Source organism: Arthrobacter sp. K410C, assembly GCF_059090105.1.
Window position 1 is genome coordinate 53,006 of record NZ_JBNHFJ010000014.1, and the last position, 19,049, is coordinate 72,054.

Consider the following 19,049-nt stretch of genomic DNA (forward strand, 5'->3'; position numbering starts at 1 on the left):
CCGGTCACCGGTCCGGCTGTTGAACTGGACCCGGAGCTGGTGCTTCTGCTGAGTACCTCCGGATCCACCGGTTGGCTCAACCTTGTACGCCTGTCCGCTGAATCCGATGGAAGGTCATGGTGTTCGCGGCAGCGACTAGTCTTTCTGGCCGTCCTCTTTTCGTCTCGGGAACTCTGCCTTGAAGTTTGCCCGTTTCCTGTGCGGACCCGACCCTGAGCTCCTGAGCCCGAACCCTTGACACCGATGCCTTCAACGAATCACGCTGAGACGATGGTTGGCCGTGAAAGTTTATTACATGATCCCCGTCGGACGCAGGCATAACTCGGTTCTGACCGGCGGCCACTTCAGCTGCCGGGCCGTTGGCTGAGGGCTAGAACCTTCATGACCACGTCTGGTGGCTGGCGGCCGGCCAGTCGGTCCGCGGAATATTCCGGGCTGCTTTCCAACTCCTTGCCGCAGGACTTGCTAAGAGATCTGATCCAGTCTGATCCGGCGGGAAATAAGCTGTCGCCGCAGCTGCTCAATGAGCTGAAGATGCTGGCACGCACTCCGTACCTGCTGGTGGCCTGCAACTATGGCGGGACACTTTCTGCCGACGAGGGGACCTCCAAGGTGTCCTTGCAGGTCGGCAATGCCTCGATTGCCCTCCGCGCCCTGGCGTCGCTGCCCAACACGCACGCAGCGGTAATTTCAGGCCGTTCCTTGCGGGATTTGGCGGCGGTGTCTCGGCTGCCGGCCGAAGTCCACCTTGTGGGTTCGCACGGTGCCGAATTTGACATGGATTTTGTCTATGACCAGCCTGCTACCACAACGCCAATCCTGCAAGAAGTCACCGACGCCCTGGCGGAAGTAGTGAGGGCCGAAAAGGATTTCAGGATCGAGAGGATCCATCGGAAACCCGCAGGGGTGTCAGTGCGTCTGATGGGGAAACCATCGGACGTCGCTGCCCGGGTGACCGCAAAAGCGGAACGGATTGCCCGGGACCGCGGGATGTATTTCATTGTGGACGGGTCCGTCCTGGATTTGTCCCTGGTGGAGCCAGCCAAAGGCCGAGCCCTCGAACGCCTGCGATCCCAGCTGGGCATCAGCGCCACGCTCTATGCCGGGGACGGCCCCAGCGACGAGGACGCCCTCACCACACTGCGAGGTCCGGACCTGGGCCTGCGGGTCGGGCCCGGGCCCGGGAACGGACACCGGCTGCCGGATCCGGATGCTTTCGCTATGGTCCTGGCCGTGCTGTTCGAATTGCGCAGGGCCTGGCTTTTCGGCGAGGACGCCGTGGGCCTGGAACGCCATTCGCTACTGGGGAGCGGCTCCTCCACCGCACTGGTAACCCCGGATGCGAAGATCTGTTGGATGACCCATCCGCTGCCGGATTCCGGGTCCGTGTTCGCGCACATTCTTGGCGGCGACGCGGCCGGGCATTTCAGCGTTGAGCCCGTGCAGGCATCGCGGGTGCTCGGGCAACGCTATGTGGACAGCACGATGATCGTCGAGACCCGCTGGGCGGATATAACCGTGACGGACTACCTGGAACCCTCTCCGGAAGGTCTCACCAGCCTGGTGCGGGTGCTTGCCGGCACAGGCGCGGCCAGGATCGTCTTTGCGCCACGACCGGATTACACGAACGCCCCCTTCACGATGGAGGTCCGCGGTACTGACCTGCACGTGCTCGGCACCGCCGATCCAATAATCCTGCACGCCCCTGGAGTCAGTTTCACGGTCAGAACCGATAACCGCCATGCAACCGCCACTGCAGACGTGGACCTACACAACGGGCCGGTCGTCCTGAACCTGCGCTGCGGGGACACCGGAACTTTTGTGCTCGATACCGTCGGCGAGCCAGCGCGCCGGGCCGATGTCGCGGCTAGTTCCCGGGCCTGGGTACGCAAGCTGAAGCTCCCTGCGGTCAAACCCTCGCTGGTTAAGCGTTCCGCGCTGGTGCTCCGAGCCATGGTGCACGAACCGACCGGCGGAGTGTTGGCGGCCCCCACCACCTCCCTGCCCGAGGGAATCGGCGGAATCCGTAATTGGGACTACCGGTACTGCTGGCTGCGTGACGGTTCCATGACCGTTAAAGCACTCGTGGATCTTGGTTCCACCGACGAGGCCGACGGGTTCCTGGGATGGCTAGGCCGAATTTTGGACCAGGCTCCAGGCCCGGAATGGCTACACCCGCTCTACTCCGTAACTGGGAACTCGATGGCCAGCGAGGCAACCATCGAAAGCCTGCCAGGCTATGCCGGGTCGCGCCCGGTACGGATTGGGAATGCTGCAGACCACCAAGTGCAACTGGACGTCTTTGGGCCAATAGCAGAGTTGATCCACAGTCTCAGTGAATACCACGGTCTTTTGACCGATTTCCAATGGCAACTGCTGGAGCAGATGGCCGCGGCGGTCCTGGCTCGCTGGCACGAACCAGACCACGGAATCTGGGAAGCCCGGCGGCCACCGCGCCACCACGTTTACACCAAGGTGATGTGCTGGGTCACCCTGGACCGCGCCGTACGCACCGCCGAGCGTCACGGACGGGTACTTGATCCGCTCTGGCGCACCACCGCTGCCACCATCCGAACCGAAGTCCTCCAACAAGGCTGGAACGAGGAATCCGCGTCGTACACCGTGGCCTACGACAGCCCCGACCTGGACGCGGCCGTCCTGCATATTGGCCTCTCCGGCCTGCTAGATGTAACCGATGAACGGTTCCTGAAAACAGTAGATGCCGTCGAGCGCGTACTGCGAGTAGGACCCACCGTTTTTCGGTACCGCTACGACGATGGGCTGCCCGGGTTGGAAGGCGGCTTCCATATCTGCACGACTTGGCTGATCGAGGCCTATCTCGCGGTAGGCCGCACCGATGACGCCGATGTACTGTTCGGCCAGCTTGTTAATCTCATCGGCCCCACCGGGCTGTTGCCCGAAGAATATGACCCCACAAGCGAAACGCACCTGGGCAACCACCCTCAGGCATACTCCCACCTGGGCCTGATCCGCTGCGCCCAGCTGCTGGACCGGCACCAAAGCAAAGAGAGCTGAACCCCACTCCGCAAACCCCTGGCACACCGCCACTCAAGGAACAGCGACTCATACGCCCGCCAGCGAGAGGGGAGGGTGGCTGTATCCATAGACTAGATAGATAACGTCCAGGACCAGTGGTGCCGAATCGATCTGGACATCAGCAGTACTCCGGCAGCGATCGTCGGGCGGACCCGACGGCGGCCCACCTCATTCAGTTTCAAATTGACCACGTGCTGGCCGGATGCGGCATCACCCAACTAAACGTTCTGGCGCTGCGCACCAGGACCGGACGACTCATGACACCGTCGGAACTGGCCAGTGACCTGATCCTTCCAGTACTCCGATCCGTTCCGGGCTTCGAGGAGAGCCTCATCACTTTCTTCGCCGGACCGGAACGAGAGGAGCTCAGCGTTGCTTCGCAGTTTACTCTTCCACGTGGACGCTAGGTCCCGCAGCCGAGCGGATGCTTGAACGTCTTGTCCACCGCTGTGGGCGAGGCGGGCGGACGAGGCTGATATGCACCTGGATGAGCGGTGAAGTTGCTCCCGAGGCGACGGCGGCATCCGCCGCCGAATTCTTCTCTCTCAGGCTTCGGGCTCTGCTTCATACCAGCCCACCCAGGCGGACGAAATCAATCTGATGGTGGGGGCCGCCAGTTCGGCTTCCCACAGGGCCAGGTCCTGTTTGTAGCTGAGGTGGGACAGCAGTCTCAGCTGATGTGCCAGAAAAATCATTCGGTATTTCCCTTCCAAGCGGAGTTCAGCAGCCGTTCCAGGTCCGCAGCGGTGAAGCTGCGGCGAGGCGTGAGGCGAGGTGGTCCCTCAGAATCAGTGCGGTGAGCAGGTCCCCGCCCCGAGTAGCGCTGCTGCTCGGCGACCGCCAGGGCCACTGGAATAGTGGTCCCGCTGATCTGGGCCGCGGACGGCGTCCGCTCCCCGTACTGCGCACCGATTGGCTCGAGGTCGTAGGACCGCATCATCACCGCGTAAACCACCGCGCGTTGTGCGCTGGCAGGCGGATGCCGTGGACCAGACGCTTGCTTCCTCAGCGCCGCCCCAGCCTCGGGCGAGGTTCAGGGTGGCGTCGTTGCCCTGGGCGTAGTGGCCCGCGGCGATGTTGCCCAGCGAATCGATGATCCGGCTCTTGGCCCCGGCCACGTTGGCGGCGTCGAAGGCCTCGAAGCCGGTGCCAGTGACATGCCCGGCCACGATGCCTGTCGTGTTTTCCAGGCTGCTTCCGGGGCCGGCGGCCTCCTCTGTCTGCGCCGGCATGGCGGAACCTAGACTCTGGCCCCGACGGTGATCCGGTCACCGGCGGACGCGTCAGGTTCGCCTTCGGGCCCAGCGGGGGTATCGTCGATTTCCGCGAACATGGCATGGTAGGCACCGGTCTCCCCCGCTGCCTGGGCCTTGCGGTGGTCCAGGGCGCGGGCGCGGCCGATGCTGCCGAGGTAAAAACGTTCGTAGAGTTCGATCCGGCTGCCCAGTGCCGAGCCGGCGAAGTCCCAGGCGGTGCGCATAATGCGGGCGCGTTCTTGGGCGCTGATGCCGTTGGCACCGGGGAGGTACTTTTCCAGCAGCGGGCCCAGCCGGGGATCGTGGAACGCACCGCCCGTGGGTGTTGCCAGCAGGTTGTGCGAGCCCATGGACTTGATGATGTCGTTGATCCGAATCATCCAGCCCGGCATGATGGCCCGCAGGGAGCTGATGTCGTCGTGGCAGAAGTACGCTCCGCCGCCCCAGTCCGAGGCCCGAAGTTCCGCCGAATGGATGGCCGCCCGGGTGAGCCGCAGGTAGGTGTAGATTTCACCGAGCATCGCGCCGACATCGGGCTTGCCCTCAGTCCCGGTCACCTTGGCAATCTGCGTGCACAGATCGTAGGCGAACTCCAGCTTCACGGCCGCGCGGATGGCCGTCTGCTGCTGCGTGTTGCCGGAAGCGGTGCCTGCGTTGATGGAGTTGTAGACGTCCAGGTTGCCGTCAATAAACACGCGGTCCCAAGGCACCAAGACGTCATCAAAGATGATGACGGCGTCCTGTTCGTCGAAACGTGAGGAGAACGGCTTGTCCTCCAGGGCCGCGTCCACGCCGTAGTGGTCCCGGCAAATGGCGACAACGCCGGGGGTGGCCACGGGGATAGCGAAGGAGATTGCGTATTCCTCGAAGCCTTTTTGGATGGGCACTGCCGGGTAGACGTACAGCTCATCGGCGATGGGGCCGAGGGTGGCGAGCATCTTCGCGCCCTTGACGATGAGGCCCTGCTCAGTCCGTTTCATCACGCGCAGGGTGAGTTCCTCGTTCATGCCCTGCAGTTCGCCGACGCTCTTATCGATCGCGGCGTGCACAATGGTGTGGGTCAGTGCGAGGTCCTTTTCGATGACTTCGCGCTGGTATGCCGCCAGCCGCTGGTGGTACACCGGGTCCCCGGAGCGGTCAAAGATGTCCTTGCGGACCACGTGCCCGGCCAGGACCACGTTGACGTAGTCCGGCGTGCGGCCGAGCATGCCATTGGAGTACCGGGCCAGGCGGTCGAAGGCGCGGTGGCGGCGCACTATGTCTTCCGCGTTTCTAGGCAGCGAGTGGCTGACGTTCATGGCCTCGCCGGTCTCCGGGTGGGTGCTCAGGCAGTCCGCCGCGTACTTGTGCTGGTAGTCGAAGTAGCCGGCCATGCCTTCAACCGATCCTTTAAAGGCCGGGTGCTCAAGGACGGAGATGCGCTCCGACCCCAGCCATACCTCTCGGCCGTCGTCCAGGCCCCGCTTGTACTCTGCTCCGGTGCGTGCTGTCACTTCGAACTCCTTCTCAGCTGGCGCAAGTAATTGGACGAGATAGCCCAACACTCCCCATGCAAAATGCATTCTGATGGAATTTTATATAAAAAGCCGGAAATTGACAATGCCTCATCAATGTCCTTGAGCGGAATCTTCCATGCGATCAAATCGTCGAGGTACAGGCGGCCGTGCAAGAACAACTCGACGTAGGGGGATTTCCCGGCGGATGCTGTTCGAATCCATGTACAAGCCCTGGACACGCCGCTGCAAGGCAAAAGGAGCACGCGTCCACCTCCAGGAGCGCACCCTGGGGCTACTACTGGCGGTCCTGTAGCGAAAAGGGCCGGACGCTGGTTTGCTTCACCAGCGTCCGGCCCCTTCTCCGTGATGGCTTCCGTCGCCGCAACCTGTCGGAAGCTGCTTTGGACAGGCGTTCTAAAGCGGGACAGCCGATTCGGCGACGCCGTCCGAGGCTTCCGCCCCGACCTCGCGGTACCGCCGGGGCCAGACCCCCTGCTTTCCGGGCGCCAGGATGCCGTTGGGATCCAGCACGTCCTTAAGTGTCTCCTGGAGCCGACGGATGGCGTTGTTGTTGTAGTCGAAGCCGTCAGCGATGACATCCATGTAGTCCACATGGCTGCGGTAGGGCGCGTACCCGTGGCTACGGGCTGCTGCCAGCAACGCTGAGTAGAGAGCCCGTGCGCGCGCCAACTGCTCCTGGTTATCGTTTTCGAAGAAGATCATGGTCACGTGCACCATATGGCGCGGGTAGAGGTGGTAACCGATGTACAGGTCAAAGCCGAACCGGCGGTACAGCTCCTTGGCTTCTCGATAGAACGCCCACACTTCCTCCCCTCGGGCGGGAATGATGGGGGCAGCGTCGATATGCCCGCCGTTTTCCGCCGCCCATGCCACCGTGGACAAGGGCTTCAGGGTGGGCACTCCGGCCATTTGAGTGCGGTCCATGTCCGCAATGTCGTCATAGGCGACCTGTACGCCTTCGGCGCCTTCATAGAGCCTGGCTTTGACGGTAAACCCTTCAAGCCCGGCGAAGCGTTCCCGAATGATCTCAAGCCTGCGTTGGGCGAGTCCCTTGTCGCCGTAGATCGCGAACTTGGCGTTCCACTGGCCAATGCCCATTTCCTGGCGCATTTCCTCCAGACGGTCATCCGGAATGGACCCCTCCCCCTGGTACCAGCGTGACCGCGGACCGTTCATGGTGGCCGCCCGAACCACGTTGCCGCACAGGGCGTTGTTCTGAATGACGTCCTCGCGCCGGAGCTGGGTCAGGATGTCCACCAGCTTGGGCATGTCCTCCTCGCGCTCCACCACAACGTCGCCGTTGATGTACACGTCCGGCCAGGGCATCAGCCAAAGGCCGATCTTGGTGACTATGCCGAGATTTGATTGGGTGAAGATACCGTCCAGTGTGGGTCCGAATCCGCCTTTGAAGATGGGGCCGAGTTCCGTTCCGTCCATGGCCCACATTCCTGTACGCACCAGCTCACCGTCCGGCAGTATCACCTCCATACCGCAAATGGATTGCACATGGTCGCCCATCGGGGTCATGCCGTAGCCGCGGTCGAGGGCGTTGCCAAGGATCGATCCCCAGCCGAGGGCGGGAACGGACATCCAAAGCTTCAGCCCGTTTTCCTGAATGTGTTCGAAGAGGTCAAAGAAACTGACACCGGGCTCGATGACGGCGTAGTTAAGATGGTCATTCACTTCGATGATTTTGTTGAGGCGGCTCAGGTCCAGCGCTACCATGCCGCGGCTGCGCGGTTCCGGTCCCCCGTAACCCAGGTTCTTGCCCTTGGAGAAGGACCACAGCGGAACGCCGGTGTCGTTGGCGAGCCGGACCACGGCTTGGACCTCCTCCACGCTCCCAGGACGCACGCCAGGCCACTTAGCCCGCCCGGGATTGAGGGGATACGGGTCGATGTAGCCGTCTTTGGGCGTGGCACGGACAACGTTGCCGGGGCCGACAATTGCTTCTGCCTGGTCGAGGAAGGTGGCTTGGGCGTCCATTTACGTTACGTCACTTTCGGGAAGGGGTGCTGCCGCTGCTGCGACGGCGGGGACGCCGTCGTCGGCGCCGTTTCTTTTATGATGGCAAGCTGAACTGCTCAAGTAAATCGTCTATTTCCGCTCTTGGTCGTCAGTAATATTGACAATGTGAACATCGCCCTGAACCCCTCGATTACGCTGCGCCAGGTCTTGCACTTTGTCGTGGCGGCCGAAACCGGAACGATGAGCGAGGCAGCACGGCGGCTACACATGGCGCCGTCGGCCATCTCCATGTCCATCGCGGAACTGGAGCGAATTGTCGGGGCCCAGCTGTGCATCAAGCGCAAGTCCAAGGGGCTCACCCTGACATCGACGGGCATCGTGGTGTTCAGGCAGGCGCGCCAACTGCTTGAACTTGCGGATGAGATCGCGTCGCTGTCCAAACGCGCCAGGACTGACATCCGCGGTCCACTGACCGTCGGGTGCTTTATGCCGCTGGGGCCCACCATCATTCCGCCGATGCTGGCCGATTTTGCGGAACAGTGCCCGCACGTGGAGGTCGATTTCATTGAGGGGTACCACGAGGATCTGCAGGAGCGCCTGCTCAACGGTTCCATCGACGCCGCCTTCGTTTTCGACATGGACATCTCCCCTGCGCTCAAGACGGCGCCGCTGCTGTCCGTGGAGCCGTACATCCTGCTTCCGGCGGACCATCCCCAGCGCGAAGCGGAGGTGGTTGCACTCAGGGACGTAGCCGACAGTCCGCTCATCTTTTTCGACGCTCCTCCCATCTCCACGCGCATCCTGGAGATGTACCGCGCTGCCGGCCTGACACCGGACATCCGGCACCGCTCCCGCAGCTACGCCACAGTCCGATCGCTGGTAGCGAGTGGCCGTGGCGTTGCCGTGCTCTTCCAGCAACCCATGCTGGACGCGCCATACGAGGAGCTAAAGGTTGTGCTCAAGCGGGTTGCCGAGCCGCGGATCCATACCCGCGCCCAAGCCACTGTGTCGCTGGCCTGGACGCGGAGCATGCGGTTGAACGCACGCGCACAGGCCTGGGTGGATGTGGCCGTCGAACGCTTCAGATCTGCCGACTCTTAAGCGGCCGGCCCTGCGCCGCCCCTCTACGCTGAGGGGCGTGAAAGCCCAAGGTTCTCACGCAGGGTGTTGCCCTCATACTCGGACCGGAAGTAGCCGCGGTCCTGAAGTTCCGGGACGAGCTTGTCGCAGATAAGTTTGAATCCGCCCGGGTTGAAGGGAGCGTTGAGGTTGAAACCGTCGCACGCTTTCGACTCGAACCAGTCAACCATGCGGTCAGCCACCTGCGAGGGAGTGCCGGCCATCCACTGGTGCCCGGTGGACCGGGCCAGGTCCACGATCAGCTCGCGCAGCGTCATGCCCATGTCCACGCTCTTCTTGCGGTATATCTGGTACCTGCTGCCCAGCCGGGGGTCATCGGAAAACCACTCGGCTGGGATCGACTCATCGAACTCCAACTCGGTCAGGTCCATCTTGAGGTCAGCACCCACCTGCTTGCGGCCGTTACCGAGGTGCACGTAGCTGGCCAGCTCGTTGGCAAGGTCCTGCGCTTCCTTCTCCGTGTCGCCGAGAATGGGCAGGATACCCGGAATGATCTTGACGTCGTCGGGGTTCCGGCCCTTCTCAGCCACCATGTTCTTAAACTTGGTGTAAAACTCGATGGACGGTTCTTTGAACGGCTGGGCGGTGTAAATCCCGTCCGCCACCGAGGAACCCAGGTCCATGCCCGGGCCTGAGGATCCCGCCTGGACCAGCACGGGACGCCCCTGCGGCGACCGCGGCATGTTGATGGGCCCTTCGACTTCAAAAAACTCGCCCTTATGCCGGATGGCCTTGAGCTTGCTCCGGTCCACGTACTCACCAGATTCCCTGTCCACGATGACGGCGTCATCGGACCAGCTGTCCCAGAGACGCTGCACCACGTCCACGAACTCCGTGGCCCGCCGGTAACGCACCGCCGGGTCCGGAACGTCCTCCACGCCATAGTTACTGAAACCGTCAGACGACGTGACGATGTTCCAGCCAGCCCTGCCATTGGACATGTGGTCCAGGCCGCACAGCTGCCGGGCCAGGTTGTACGGCTCGCAGAAGGAAGTGGACATGGTGCCGATCAGGCCGATGTTTTTTGTCCTGGCCGCCAAGGCTGCGAGCACGGTCATGGGTTCGTAGAACCCGTTCATCTTGATGTCGCCCCGCATCACCGTGTTGGCGTGCACGATGTCGCCGAAAAAGACGGCGTCAAGCTTTGCCGCCTCGGCCATCGCGGTTAGGTCTGCCACGAAGTCCAGGTTGCCGAGCTCTTCTGCCCGGCTTCCTTCCTTCCGCCAGCTGTCCTTGTGATAACCCGCCGGCAGCATAAAGGTAGTGAGCACCATGTGATTCTTAGGCTTCATGCGTGGTTCCTTTCGTTAGGCGCCAATCCGAGCGCCTCGCTGTCTCCAGCATGCGGGCAACCGGTACCCTCGTAAAGGCAGAAGTTTCAGCATAATGAGTTCAAAAAAACTGACAATGGAGTCACCTGAGGCGGAAGCACTCGGGGCATCATGTTTCAGCCCTGGAAGCCTTCCCTTGTGCAGGTTTAGACCGCGTCGAGTTTGAGGCGTGAGCCCTCACGGGTGAGGCGCACAGCGGCGAGACCTGCTGCCAAGATGACGATCCAGAACACGGCTACCATCCACACGCTCCCACCGGCTGCGAGAACCAGGCCCGTGGCGATCATGGGGGTGAAACCGGCGCCGATCATTGAGGCGCCCTGATAGGACAGGGACGCCCCGGTATAGCGGACGCCGGTGGGGAACTGCTCGGAGATGTAGGCGCCGATTGGTCCGGCAAGGGCCCCCTGGACCAGCCCATTGCCGACCACGACTGCCACGGCAAAGCCCCACATAGTCCCGTTTGTAAGCAGCAAGATGAGTGGGAATGCCAGGACGATGCCCGCCACGCCCGCGCCCGTAAGGACAGTGCGCCGGCCGATCCGGTCACTGAGGCGTGCGGAGTAAAAGCAGACCGCCACCGTCACCACGGCGGCGACTCCCTTCCAGTTCAGGACGCCGGAGCGGTCAACGCCGCTTCCAACAGCCATGGAGACGCCCCACACCGTTAGCAGCCCCTGGCAGGCATAGAATCCCAACGTAGCCACGAGGGTGACCACGACAACACGCGGATGATGCCGGAGCACCTCCAGCAAAGGCGGGTGCTTGACTTTAGCGGCTTCGGCTTCGAGCTTCTGGAATACGGGCGTCTCTGCCACCCTGAGGCGGATGACCATGCCGATGAGGATCAGGAAGGCACTGAGCAGGAACGGTATCCGCCAGCCCCAGACCAGGAACTGGTCCCCGGTCAACGCGGAAACGGCGGAAACCACCAGTGTGGCCAGCAGCCCGCCCGCCGGTCCGCCGGCGTTGGCGAACGCTGCGGCGAGGCCGCGCTTTTTTGCAGGCGCGTGCTCCAGGGCCATCAAAGTGGCGCCGCCCCACTCTCCGCCAACGGAAATGCCCTGAATGACGCGCAGAAGGACAAGCATGATAGGCGCCGCAACGCCGATTTGCGCCGTGGTGGGCAGGAGCCCGATAAGGACGGTGGCGCCGCCCATCATGAGCATCGACAGCACCAGCATCTTTTTCCGGCCCAGGCGATCGCCGAAGTGGCCAAAGACGATACCACCGAGAGGCCGGGCAACGTATCCGGCCGCAAGGGTCGCAAAGGAGGCAAACAGGGATAGGCCGGGGCCCAAGTTGGCAAAGAAAACCCGGTCAAACACCAGGGAAGCAGCAGTAGCGTAAAGAATGAAGTCGTAGTACTCGATAATGCTGCCAATGAGGCTGGAACCCAGGATGCGGCGCATGTCCTTAGTGTTCAGTGAGTCGACGGCAGGTACTTTCCTGCCTGAGTCAACGTCCACCGGCATCTGGCTTTTCCGGGTGGTTTTCGGGTTCAACATGATCTCTTTTCGAAAGCTGTGAGAGTTCGTTCCGACGGCATTGTTGGTTACGTCCCGAACCTTCATCCCCCGTACGCATGATGCAGATCACAGGGCGAGGCTACTCAAGAAAGCATAACGCTGGCCAAAGTGCTTAAGCGGGCAGGAGGAGGGGCCGGCACAGCCGGAATGACGAAATACTCAGCGGTGGAGGCTGCTGAGGGACCGGCGATCTACGGGTGAGAGGCCGAAATTGCGGAAGTCCAAGGGGCGGTAGGAACTCCACATGTTGTACCAATTTTCGTCCTCGCCCCACACGACCGGAGGGCGGGAGTCGTCGTAGATCTGTTCCAGATCCGTGTAAAGCTCGACGACAGCCCCGGAGGTCTCGACGTAGTATGCGGCGATGTTATGGCCGGCACCGTGTCGTACCGGGCCCCAAATCAGCTCCCGGCCCAGTTTGTTCAGCCGGTCACCGAGCTTTCCGAGATCGGAAATGCTTTGCGTCTGCCATGCGTGGTGGTGCAGGGTTCCCTCGCCGCGGACCAGGGCAATACCGTGGTGGTCAGGGTTGCAGCGCATGAAATAGGCGAAGTCGTCACCGATGACGTCCGAAAGGCGAAAATCCAGCATCCGCTGCAGGAAACGCATCATGCCGCCGACGTCCCGGGGGTGGAAGTTGAAGTGGCCGTACCGGTCCGGGCCGAAGGACTGCTGGAGGGCGATGTTCTCCTGCATGCCTACGTAAATTTCGAACAGGAAGCCCTCGGGCCCGATGAAAGAAAAACCGTCCTCAATACCAGCCCCGCGGGGCTTGTTGCTGAGGATCGTCAAGTTCTCGTCCTCCACGCGCCGCCGGATCTCCCGCAACGCATCGCCATTGGCCGCGAGCAGGCCGAAACCATCAACGCCGTTGACATCAGACTCGACATAAACCAGTTCATGGTGGACGTTGCCGGCGGCGAGGTACACGGCATCGGAGGTCCGTTCCGTTTCCCGGAGTCCAAGGATCTGGGTCGCGTCAAATACCGAGTTAGCGAGGTCCGTCGTCTGAATGCTTACGTGCCCCATGGCACTTATCAATCCCCAAGACATCCTTGTCTCCTACTCGTTCGCACAGCCCTTACGGATAGCGTGATACCCGCTTCATCATCAATATAAAACACTATCGTAGTCAGAATAGATAATCCAGGAAAAAAACAAAACGTCGAAGAACGGTGCAAGTCCCCGCTTGACTAGGGCCCTAACGTCCTGCAGAGTTTCGTATACGATTCGGACTCGACCTCATCCTCACCGGCACCCCCGCCGGCGCGTCCGTGGTCAAGCCCGGCGATGTGCTCGGGGTGGAAGGTTCCGCCGGGAACCTCACCACGGGCCGACTGGCCACCACCACGTGGAAGGCACGACGCCGTTCGCATGCTTTGGTGCCGGGCCCACAGTTGATGACCTGCAGCGGGAGGACGCGTACAGTTCGATGGAACTTGGCGGCAACGCACCGTTCATCGTCTTCGAAGACGCAGACCTGGACAAAGCCGTGGAAGGAGCCATGGCTGCCAAGATGCGCAACATGGGCGAAGCCTGCACCGCCGCGGAACAGATCGAGTTCGGCATGGTCGGCTTCAACGCCGGCGTCGTCTCCAACGCCGCAGCAGCCTTCGGCGGCGTCAAACAATCCGGCCTCAGCCGCGAAGTCGGCACCGGCCCGCCGCAACGGTAACTGCGGATGCTGGCCCGCAACGGGGAACTGTTTGACCTCATTAAGGCAGCATCAACTAATGTTCGAATAATCTGCGTTGTCGGAGTTGCCGCGGCCTCCATGCAAAAGGCGGCAGCCGGATCAGAATGCGCCCACCATTCGACGTGTTCGAGCCCGTTGGTGATGACTACCGAAGCTTCTTAGGCACTAGGAATACGAATCATGAAAGCTGTTCGATTTAGGTCACCCGGCGGCCCGGAAACCCTCGTTGTGGAGGAGCTCCCGGACCCGGTTCCACAGGACGGAGAGGTTCTCATTCGCGTAGCAGGAGCAGGTTTGAACCGGGCCGACTCACTGCAGCGGCTCGGACGATACAACCTTCCTCCAGGCGCCTCGGAAATTTTTGGAATGGAAGTTTCTGGAACCATTGCAGAAGGGGGCACGGGTATCGACGGCTTCGTCCAAGGCGACCAAGTCATGGCGCTTCTCGCCTCCGGCGGATACGCAGAATACGTCGCCGTGAACGCGGGCCATGTCCTCGCGATCCCGAGGGGTATCGAGTTGATCGAAGCGGCGGGCGTACCAGAGGTTGCAGCCACACTGGTTTCGAATATTTGTGACACAGGCCGTTTCGCTCCCGGTGAGACTGTTCTGATCCACGGAGCCACAGGGGGTATCGGAGTCTTCGGCATCCAACTCATCAAGGCCCTGGGAGGGCGGGTAGCAGTCACCGCATCCAGCGAGGAGAAGCTCGAGGTGGCCCGTCGTCTCGGCGCGGACGTCTTGATTAATTACGAGAAGGAGGACTTTGCCAAAAGGATGCTCGCTGAAGGCGGCGCAGACATCGTCCTCGATACTGTCGGAGGACAGTATCTGCCGAGAAATGTTGAGGCCCTTGCGCCATTCGGACGGATCGTGACCATCGGCATGCAGGGCGGGCCCGAAGGCACTTTGAACTTAGCGGCCCTGATGAAGAAGAAGGCGTCCGTGTCAGGGACCCTGCTGCGGGACCGCTCCCCCGAACAGAAGACAGCCATTATGGCAAGCGTGAAACGTCTTGTCCTCCCGTTCCTGACAGCCGGGGCCATCAGACCGGTAACAGAAAAGGTGTACCCACTTTCTGAAGCAGCCAGGGCGCACGCCCATTTCGAAACCAAGGCCCACATTGGCAAGATTCTGCTGGATTGCCGACAAACCGACTAGAGCAGTGGAGGGTGTCGCATGTATTGGGTATTCGAAGGCGGCACCCGTTGCTTGTCTCTGCCGCCGGCGATCTTTTTCGGCGGCGGAAAGCGACGTGAAGATTCCGACTTCGGCGATGTTGGAGACGTCGAAGACTCTTTCCTTGGCCTCTTGGCGGGATCGGCTGGATCCGGAATTGCCGGAGGAGGTGGAGACGTTGGTGTAGCTGTGGTCCGGATCAGGTCCGAGACTGCGCGGAGGAAGCCTTCTGCGGCGACTCCGCCGCCGTTGACCTCGACGTTGGCGGACCAGATTTTGCGCATGTTTGCCTCGCGGCAAAAGGTCGACGCCTTGTGACCAGGACTTTCTCACTCGCTACCTCGCCCGCGCCTTTACAGGACCCACGACAGCCGCCACCGAACCGGACAGTGCTCTGGCAGACATAGAAAAGTCATAGGGACATCCCCACGGCTCTCCCCTTGGATTGTGGAACAAGAAGCGTGGTCCTGGGCCTTGCCGGGTTTCCGGCTCACGAACCAGGCGGCGGGGCTCTCTTTCAGCGCCGAGCGACCAGCCCCAGCTCGGAGGGAATCTCGTAGTGGGGTCGGCCGCCGTCGAACTCCAGACGGAGGGGGTTGGAGGCAGTGAAGGGATTCCCATATCCGTTGGCCACCCGGATGCGGCCTTCTTGGACGAACCCGGCGAACCAGCCCCTCAAGGCTACCGAGGTGGTGGCAAATTTCTCCGGGTCCAGCCCCTCCAGCATGGGTGCATCCTTCCATTGCTGGAGACAATCGAACAGGAATGGCATCGGCATGCAGTGGGGACTGCCTGCGCCTGGCAGCGGGCTCTGCACGGAGAACCCAGCCAGATACACGGTGATGCCGGCAACTGCAGCGGCCTTGGCCAGCTCCAGGTGCGCTAGCCGAAACTGGTGTAGGGTCATCAGTTCCACCATCCGGGCCTTGCCGGACGCCCCCGGGACTTTGAGGTCGATCCAGGCGCGCACCGCCTCCGGGTCCTCGAACCGGGTCTGGGTGAAGCCATCGGCGGCTTCATCCGAGAAGGCCGTCTCAGGGGCAGAGAGCAGGAAAGCTGCGGATTCCTCGGACGTCGAGAGAAGCGCCAGGGACTCCACGTGTAGCTTCGGTGCAGTGGTGGCGTAATTATGCAGATCCTCATCCAGTTCGCCGCCGACCGCCGGCATCAATGGCATCCCGCGACCGGCGTAAGCTTGAGCGAGGCTAGCTTGGGCACCAAGGACCGATTCCCACGAGGCCTCAGCGAGTCCGCCGCAGTCGGACAGCGAGCTGGTCGCCAGTGCCCACCTGTCCCGGTACTGTTCGGCTGTCAATGCTGGCTCCCATGGGAGACTGATCAGTGCGGTGCGACGGAACAAGCCCCGGGTCTCCTCGAGAGTGGACAGCGCATACGCATACCATGCGCCGGCAGAGTCGCCGGCGAGAGTGATCTTTTCTGGATCCCCGCCGCACAGGATGATGTTTTTCTTCACCCAACGCAGTGCCACGGTCAGGTCACGCAGCGGCCGCTGGGAGTCAAGCGGGTTTCCATCGATTCCCAGATGTCCCAGGATGCCGATCCGGTAGTTGACGGTTACCAACACGCACCGGTCATTGTGGACCAGGGAAGGGGCAGTGAACCAGCGGGCGTTGCCCGTCCCCGTGGTGAACCCGCCGCCGGGAATAAACACCACCACAGGCAGCCCCTCCGCCATCTCCGGTGCCTGCACGCGCAACTGGAAGGCATCGTGCGACTGTGCGGGCTCGGTGTTTGCTGCCCCCAGCAGGGCGTTCAGGGCGCCTGGCAGTTGCAGGAAGGCCAGAGGCTCGACGGAAGCCTGTAGCCCTTCCGCCGTTACCGGGACAGGCTCGGCCTCGGAGAACCTGTAATCCGGGTCGGAGAGCCGGGCATACTGGACTGTCACATCGAGAGCTGTCATTTCAGGAACTCGTAGTCAGCACTGTTCACATTCTCGGTAATACGCCAGTACTCAGTGGTGTGGAACGGCCACACTTGAGATACCCGATTGAACCTGTTCTTATACCAGGTCTTGACGTACGGCTGACCCCAAGTCATCTTCTCGCTCTCCGCGTCGACCCAGGCCATGTGCTCGTCGAGGGCTTCCTGCTTCAGGTCCAGGGCACGCACGTCGCGTTCCAGGATTTGATGGATGGCCTCGACGGCGTACTCCGCCGCACGTTCGATCATGAAGTGCAGTCCACCGGCGACCACTCCGCCGGTGTTGGGGCCGAGCAGCATGAACAGGTTCGGGAAGTTGGGAACAGTGATGCCCGCGAAGCCCTTGGCGTCTCCGCCCCAGTAGTCATGGATCTCCAAGCCGTTGCGGCCTACGATCTTGATGGGGTCCAAGTAATCGGACGGACGGAACCCGGTCGCGTAGATGACGACATCGACATCGAGCTCTCGTCCGTCGTCGGTGACCACTCCGCTCTCTGTGAAGGATTTTAAACCTTCTGTGATGACCTCCGTTTGCGGCTCGCGCAGGGCTGCGGCCCATACGCCGTTGTCGCGGAGCATGCGCTTGGCCGAGGGTGGGTAATTCGGGATGGCCTTCTCCAGCAAGTCAGGGCGGCCTTCATACTGCTCGCGCATCCGTTCAATGATGGCCTGCCGGAATTCCTCGTTGGCCTTTGAGACGCTCAGTGGCGCACCGTCCCAGCCCTCTTCAGCCGTTGCGATGTGGATGCGCCCTTCAATACCGCCGGCTGTGACGAAGAGGCGGAACAGCTGTCCGTATGCCGGGACCTTCTCGTGCAGCCACTGGGCAGCGTCGGACATTCGCTCGTGGTAGGTCGGTGCCGGCAGCATCCAGGGAGCACTGCGCTGGAACAGGTACATCTTGTCCACGTCCCCGATGACGGCTGGGACGATTTGGTAGGCGGAGGCGCCTGTGCCGATCACGGCCACCTTCTTGCCCTTCAGGTCCACCGAGTGGTCCCACTCCTGGGAGTGCATCTGGACTCCCTTGAAGTCAGCCTGTCCGGGCCATACCGGAATGAAGGGATGGTCCAGCTGCCCCACACCGGTGATGATCGCGTTGTAGCTCTCGGTGGTCTCATGGCCTGCCTTGGTGCGCGTGGTGGCCTTCCAAGTGGCTGATTCCTCATCCCACACGGCGCGCGTCAGGGACGTGTTCAGCTCGATCGCCTCTGTGAAGTCGGCTTTGTCCGCCAGGGACTCCAAGTAATCCAGAACCTCCGCGCCGGTGGCGAACTGGTTTGGCCAGTCGACCCGCTGTGCGAAGGAGAAGCTGTAGCCGTAGGTGGGGGTGTCCAAACGCACACCCGGGTAGTGGTTCTTCCACCAGGTGCCGCCGAACCGGTGGGAAGCCTCGATCCAGCGGTACGGCAGCCCAGCCTCCTGCAGGCGATAGGCGGCGGCGATGCCGGAGATTCCTGCGCCAACGATCAGGGTCGTGAATGGTGCCTCGGCCCGGTGGTCGGGGTAGTCAGCATAGTTCCACTTTGCGGAGCCGTTGCGATCCGCAGCAGGGGCGAATTCATGCTTCATTTGTCCCATCCACGACCGGTCCCGGGCGGCGCGGCCGCCGGTGAACCAGTCCAGGATCGCGGACGCGTCTTCGGCGCTCAGCTGCTGCACGCTGCGGATTCCCTCATCTCTAAGCCGCTTTAGTCCGGTCAGCGCCAGGTCCTGGGCACGTTTGACCTGTTCGGGCGACATTCCTCCGTGGGGCAGCAGCGCCGTGCCCAGCGGGGGAAGCGGCGGGGATAGTTCAGCCGGCACATAGGACAGGTCCTGGAGGGTTGTGGCCAACGCGGCCAGCAGCACGGGAGCTTCAGCCCTTGCGGCGTACTCCTGCAGCGATTTATCTGACTCGGTGATCGCCGGGTACTCCTCGGTCCAGTACAAATCACCGTTGGTGGGCTTGCTTGCCATTAGATCTCCTCGAGATGAAACGTGGTTAGGGTGGTCGAAGCGCGGTCGGACGGCGCTAAGCCGTCGACCGGGGAGCCGTTCGTCGAGGAAGGTGCGTCGTCCCCGGACAGTCTGCTCTTACTCGTCAGAACGCGGCAGGGACATTGCGATCCGGTTGAAGATCCGCCGGGGCGGTGGCTTTAAACGTTGTTGCCCGGATGCCGGCAGAGGTTTGCCGCAGGGGCTCCGTGAGGCGATCGGTCGGGTGCCGATCACGCTCTCATCTCGCTGGACAGCCTGGATGCTGTTCACAGTTCTCCTTGCGTCGAAAATCCGTAGGCGCCACATGGGACGGAACGCCAGCGCGCCCGAGCCCTAGTCCTGCACATCACACTTGGTGAACAGTATGCCACCCAGGATGCATACTGCAAGCAATAATGTATTATCCCAATCTCCATGAACGCGAACCCATATCGAAAAAACTGGTGGTGGACTCC

The 19,049-nt window shown here is 62.0% G+C and carries 12 protein-coding genes and 1 pseudogene; 4 read left to right on the forward strand and 9 right to left on the reverse strand.

Features of this window, described 5'->3' with window-relative positions; translation table 11 throughout:
- Positions 1-381 precede the first annotated feature (381 nt).
- Positions 382-3,036, forward strand: coding sequence for a trehalase-like domain-containing protein (locus AC5RU7_RS16910; protein ID WP_494011155.1), 2,655 nt, complete (start codon positions 382-384; stop codon positions 3,034-3,036).
- Between the two features lie 566 nt (positions 3,037-3,602).
- On the opposite strand, the gene AC5RU7_RS16915 is transcribed toward AC5RU7_RS16910, so the two are convergent.
- From AC5RU7_RS16915 to AC5RU7_RS16930, 4 genes are all read right to left on the reverse strand, one after another.
- Positions 3,603-3,752: a hypothetical protein gene (locus tag AC5RU7_RS16915; RefSeq protein WP_494011154.1), complete on the reverse strand. Its 150-nt coding sequence runs from the start codon at positions 3,750-3,752 to the stop codon at positions 3,603-3,605.
- 93 nt (positions 3,753-3,845) lie between these two features.
- Positions 3,846-4,289, reverse strand: coding sequence for a hypothetical protein (locus AC5RU7_RS16920; protein WP_494053206.1), 444 nt, complete (start codon positions 4,287-4,289; stop codon positions 3,846-3,848).
- An 8-nt stretch (positions 4,290-4,297) separates the two neighbouring features.
- A complete protein-coding gene (locus AC5RU7_RS16925) occupies positions 4,298-5,806 on the reverse strand; it encodes a 4-hydroxyphenylacetate 3-hydroxylase N-terminal domain-containing protein (RefSeq protein WP_494053207.1) in 1,509 nt (502 codons plus the stop codon).
- A 417-nt stretch (positions 5,807-6,223) separates the two neighbouring features.
- Positions 6,224-7,816, reverse strand: coding sequence for an FAD-binding oxidoreductase (locus AC5RU7_RS16930; RefSeq protein ID WP_494011151.1), 1,593 nt, complete (start codon positions 7,814-7,816; stop codon positions 6,224-6,226).
- Between the two features lie 147 nt (positions 7,817-7,963).
- On the opposite strand from AC5RU7_RS16930, the gene AC5RU7_RS16935 reads away from it, so the two are divergent.
- Positions 7,964-8,899 carry a LysR family transcriptional regulator gene (locus AC5RU7_RS16935; RefSeq protein ID WP_494053208.1) on the forward strand — a complete coding sequence of 312 codons (936 nt, stop codon included), beginning with the start codon at positions 7,964-7,966 and terminating at the stop codon, positions 8,897-8,899.
- 23 nt (positions 8,900-8,922) lie between these two features.
- Here the strand turns inward: AC5RU7_RS16935 and AC5RU7_RS16940 are convergent, their stop codons facing one another.
- From AC5RU7_RS16940 to AC5RU7_RS16950, 3 genes are all read right to left on the reverse strand, one after another.
- The gene (locus tag AC5RU7_RS16940) at positions 8,923-10,230 is read right to left on the reverse strand and encodes an NtaA/DmoA family FMN-dependent monooxygenase (protein WP_494011148.1); all 1,308 of its coding nucleotides are present in this window, start codon (positions 10,228-10,230) and stop codon (positions 8,923-8,925) included.
- A 185-nt stretch (positions 10,231-10,415) separates the two neighbouring features.
- Positions 10,416-11,777 carry an MFS transporter gene (locus tag AC5RU7_RS16945; RefSeq protein WP_494011147.1) on the reverse strand — a complete coding sequence of 454 codons (1,362 nt, stop codon included), beginning with the start codon at positions 11,775-11,777 and terminating at the stop codon, positions 10,416-10,418.
- A 180-nt stretch (positions 11,778-11,957) separates the two neighbouring features.
- A complete protein-coding gene (locus AC5RU7_RS16950) occupies positions 11,958-12,827 on the reverse strand; it encodes a VOC family protein (RefSeq protein ID WP_494053209.1) in 870 nt (289 codons plus the stop codon).
- Positions 12,828-13,224: 397 nt separating this feature from the next.
- On the opposite strand from AC5RU7_RS16950, the pseudogene AC5RU7_RS16955 reads away from it, so the two are divergent.
- Both AC5RU7_RS16955 and AC5RU7_RS16960 read left to right on the forward strand, forming a co-directional pair.
- Positions 13,225-13,473, forward strand: a pseudogene (locus AC5RU7_RS16955) (aldehyde dehydrogenase family protein); the annotation flags it as partial.
- Between the two features lie 201 nt (positions 13,474-13,674).
- A complete protein-coding gene (locus tag AC5RU7_RS16960; RefSeq protein ID WP_494011145.1) occupies positions 13,675-14,655 on the forward strand; it encodes an NAD(P)H-quinone oxidoreductase in 981 nt (326 codons plus the stop codon).
- A gap of 535 nt (positions 14,656-15,190) precedes the next feature.
- On the opposite strand, the gene AC5RU7_RS16965 is transcribed toward AC5RU7_RS16960, so the two are convergent.
- Together AC5RU7_RS16965 and AC5RU7_RS16970 are read right to left on the reverse strand one after the other, a co-directional pair.
- A complete protein-coding gene (locus AC5RU7_RS16965) occupies positions 15,191-16,594 on the reverse strand; it encodes a carboxylesterase family protein (protein WP_494053210.1) in 1,404 nt (467 codons plus the stop codon).
- A complete protein-coding gene (locus tag AC5RU7_RS16970) occupies positions 16,591-18,573 on the reverse strand; it encodes a flavin-containing monooxygenase (RefSeq protein WP_494011143.1) in 1,983 nt (660 codons plus the stop codon). Before AC5RU7_RS16970 ends, AC5RU7_RS16965 begins: the two co-directional genes overlap by 4 nt.
- Positions 18,574-19,049 lie beyond the last annotated feature (476 nt).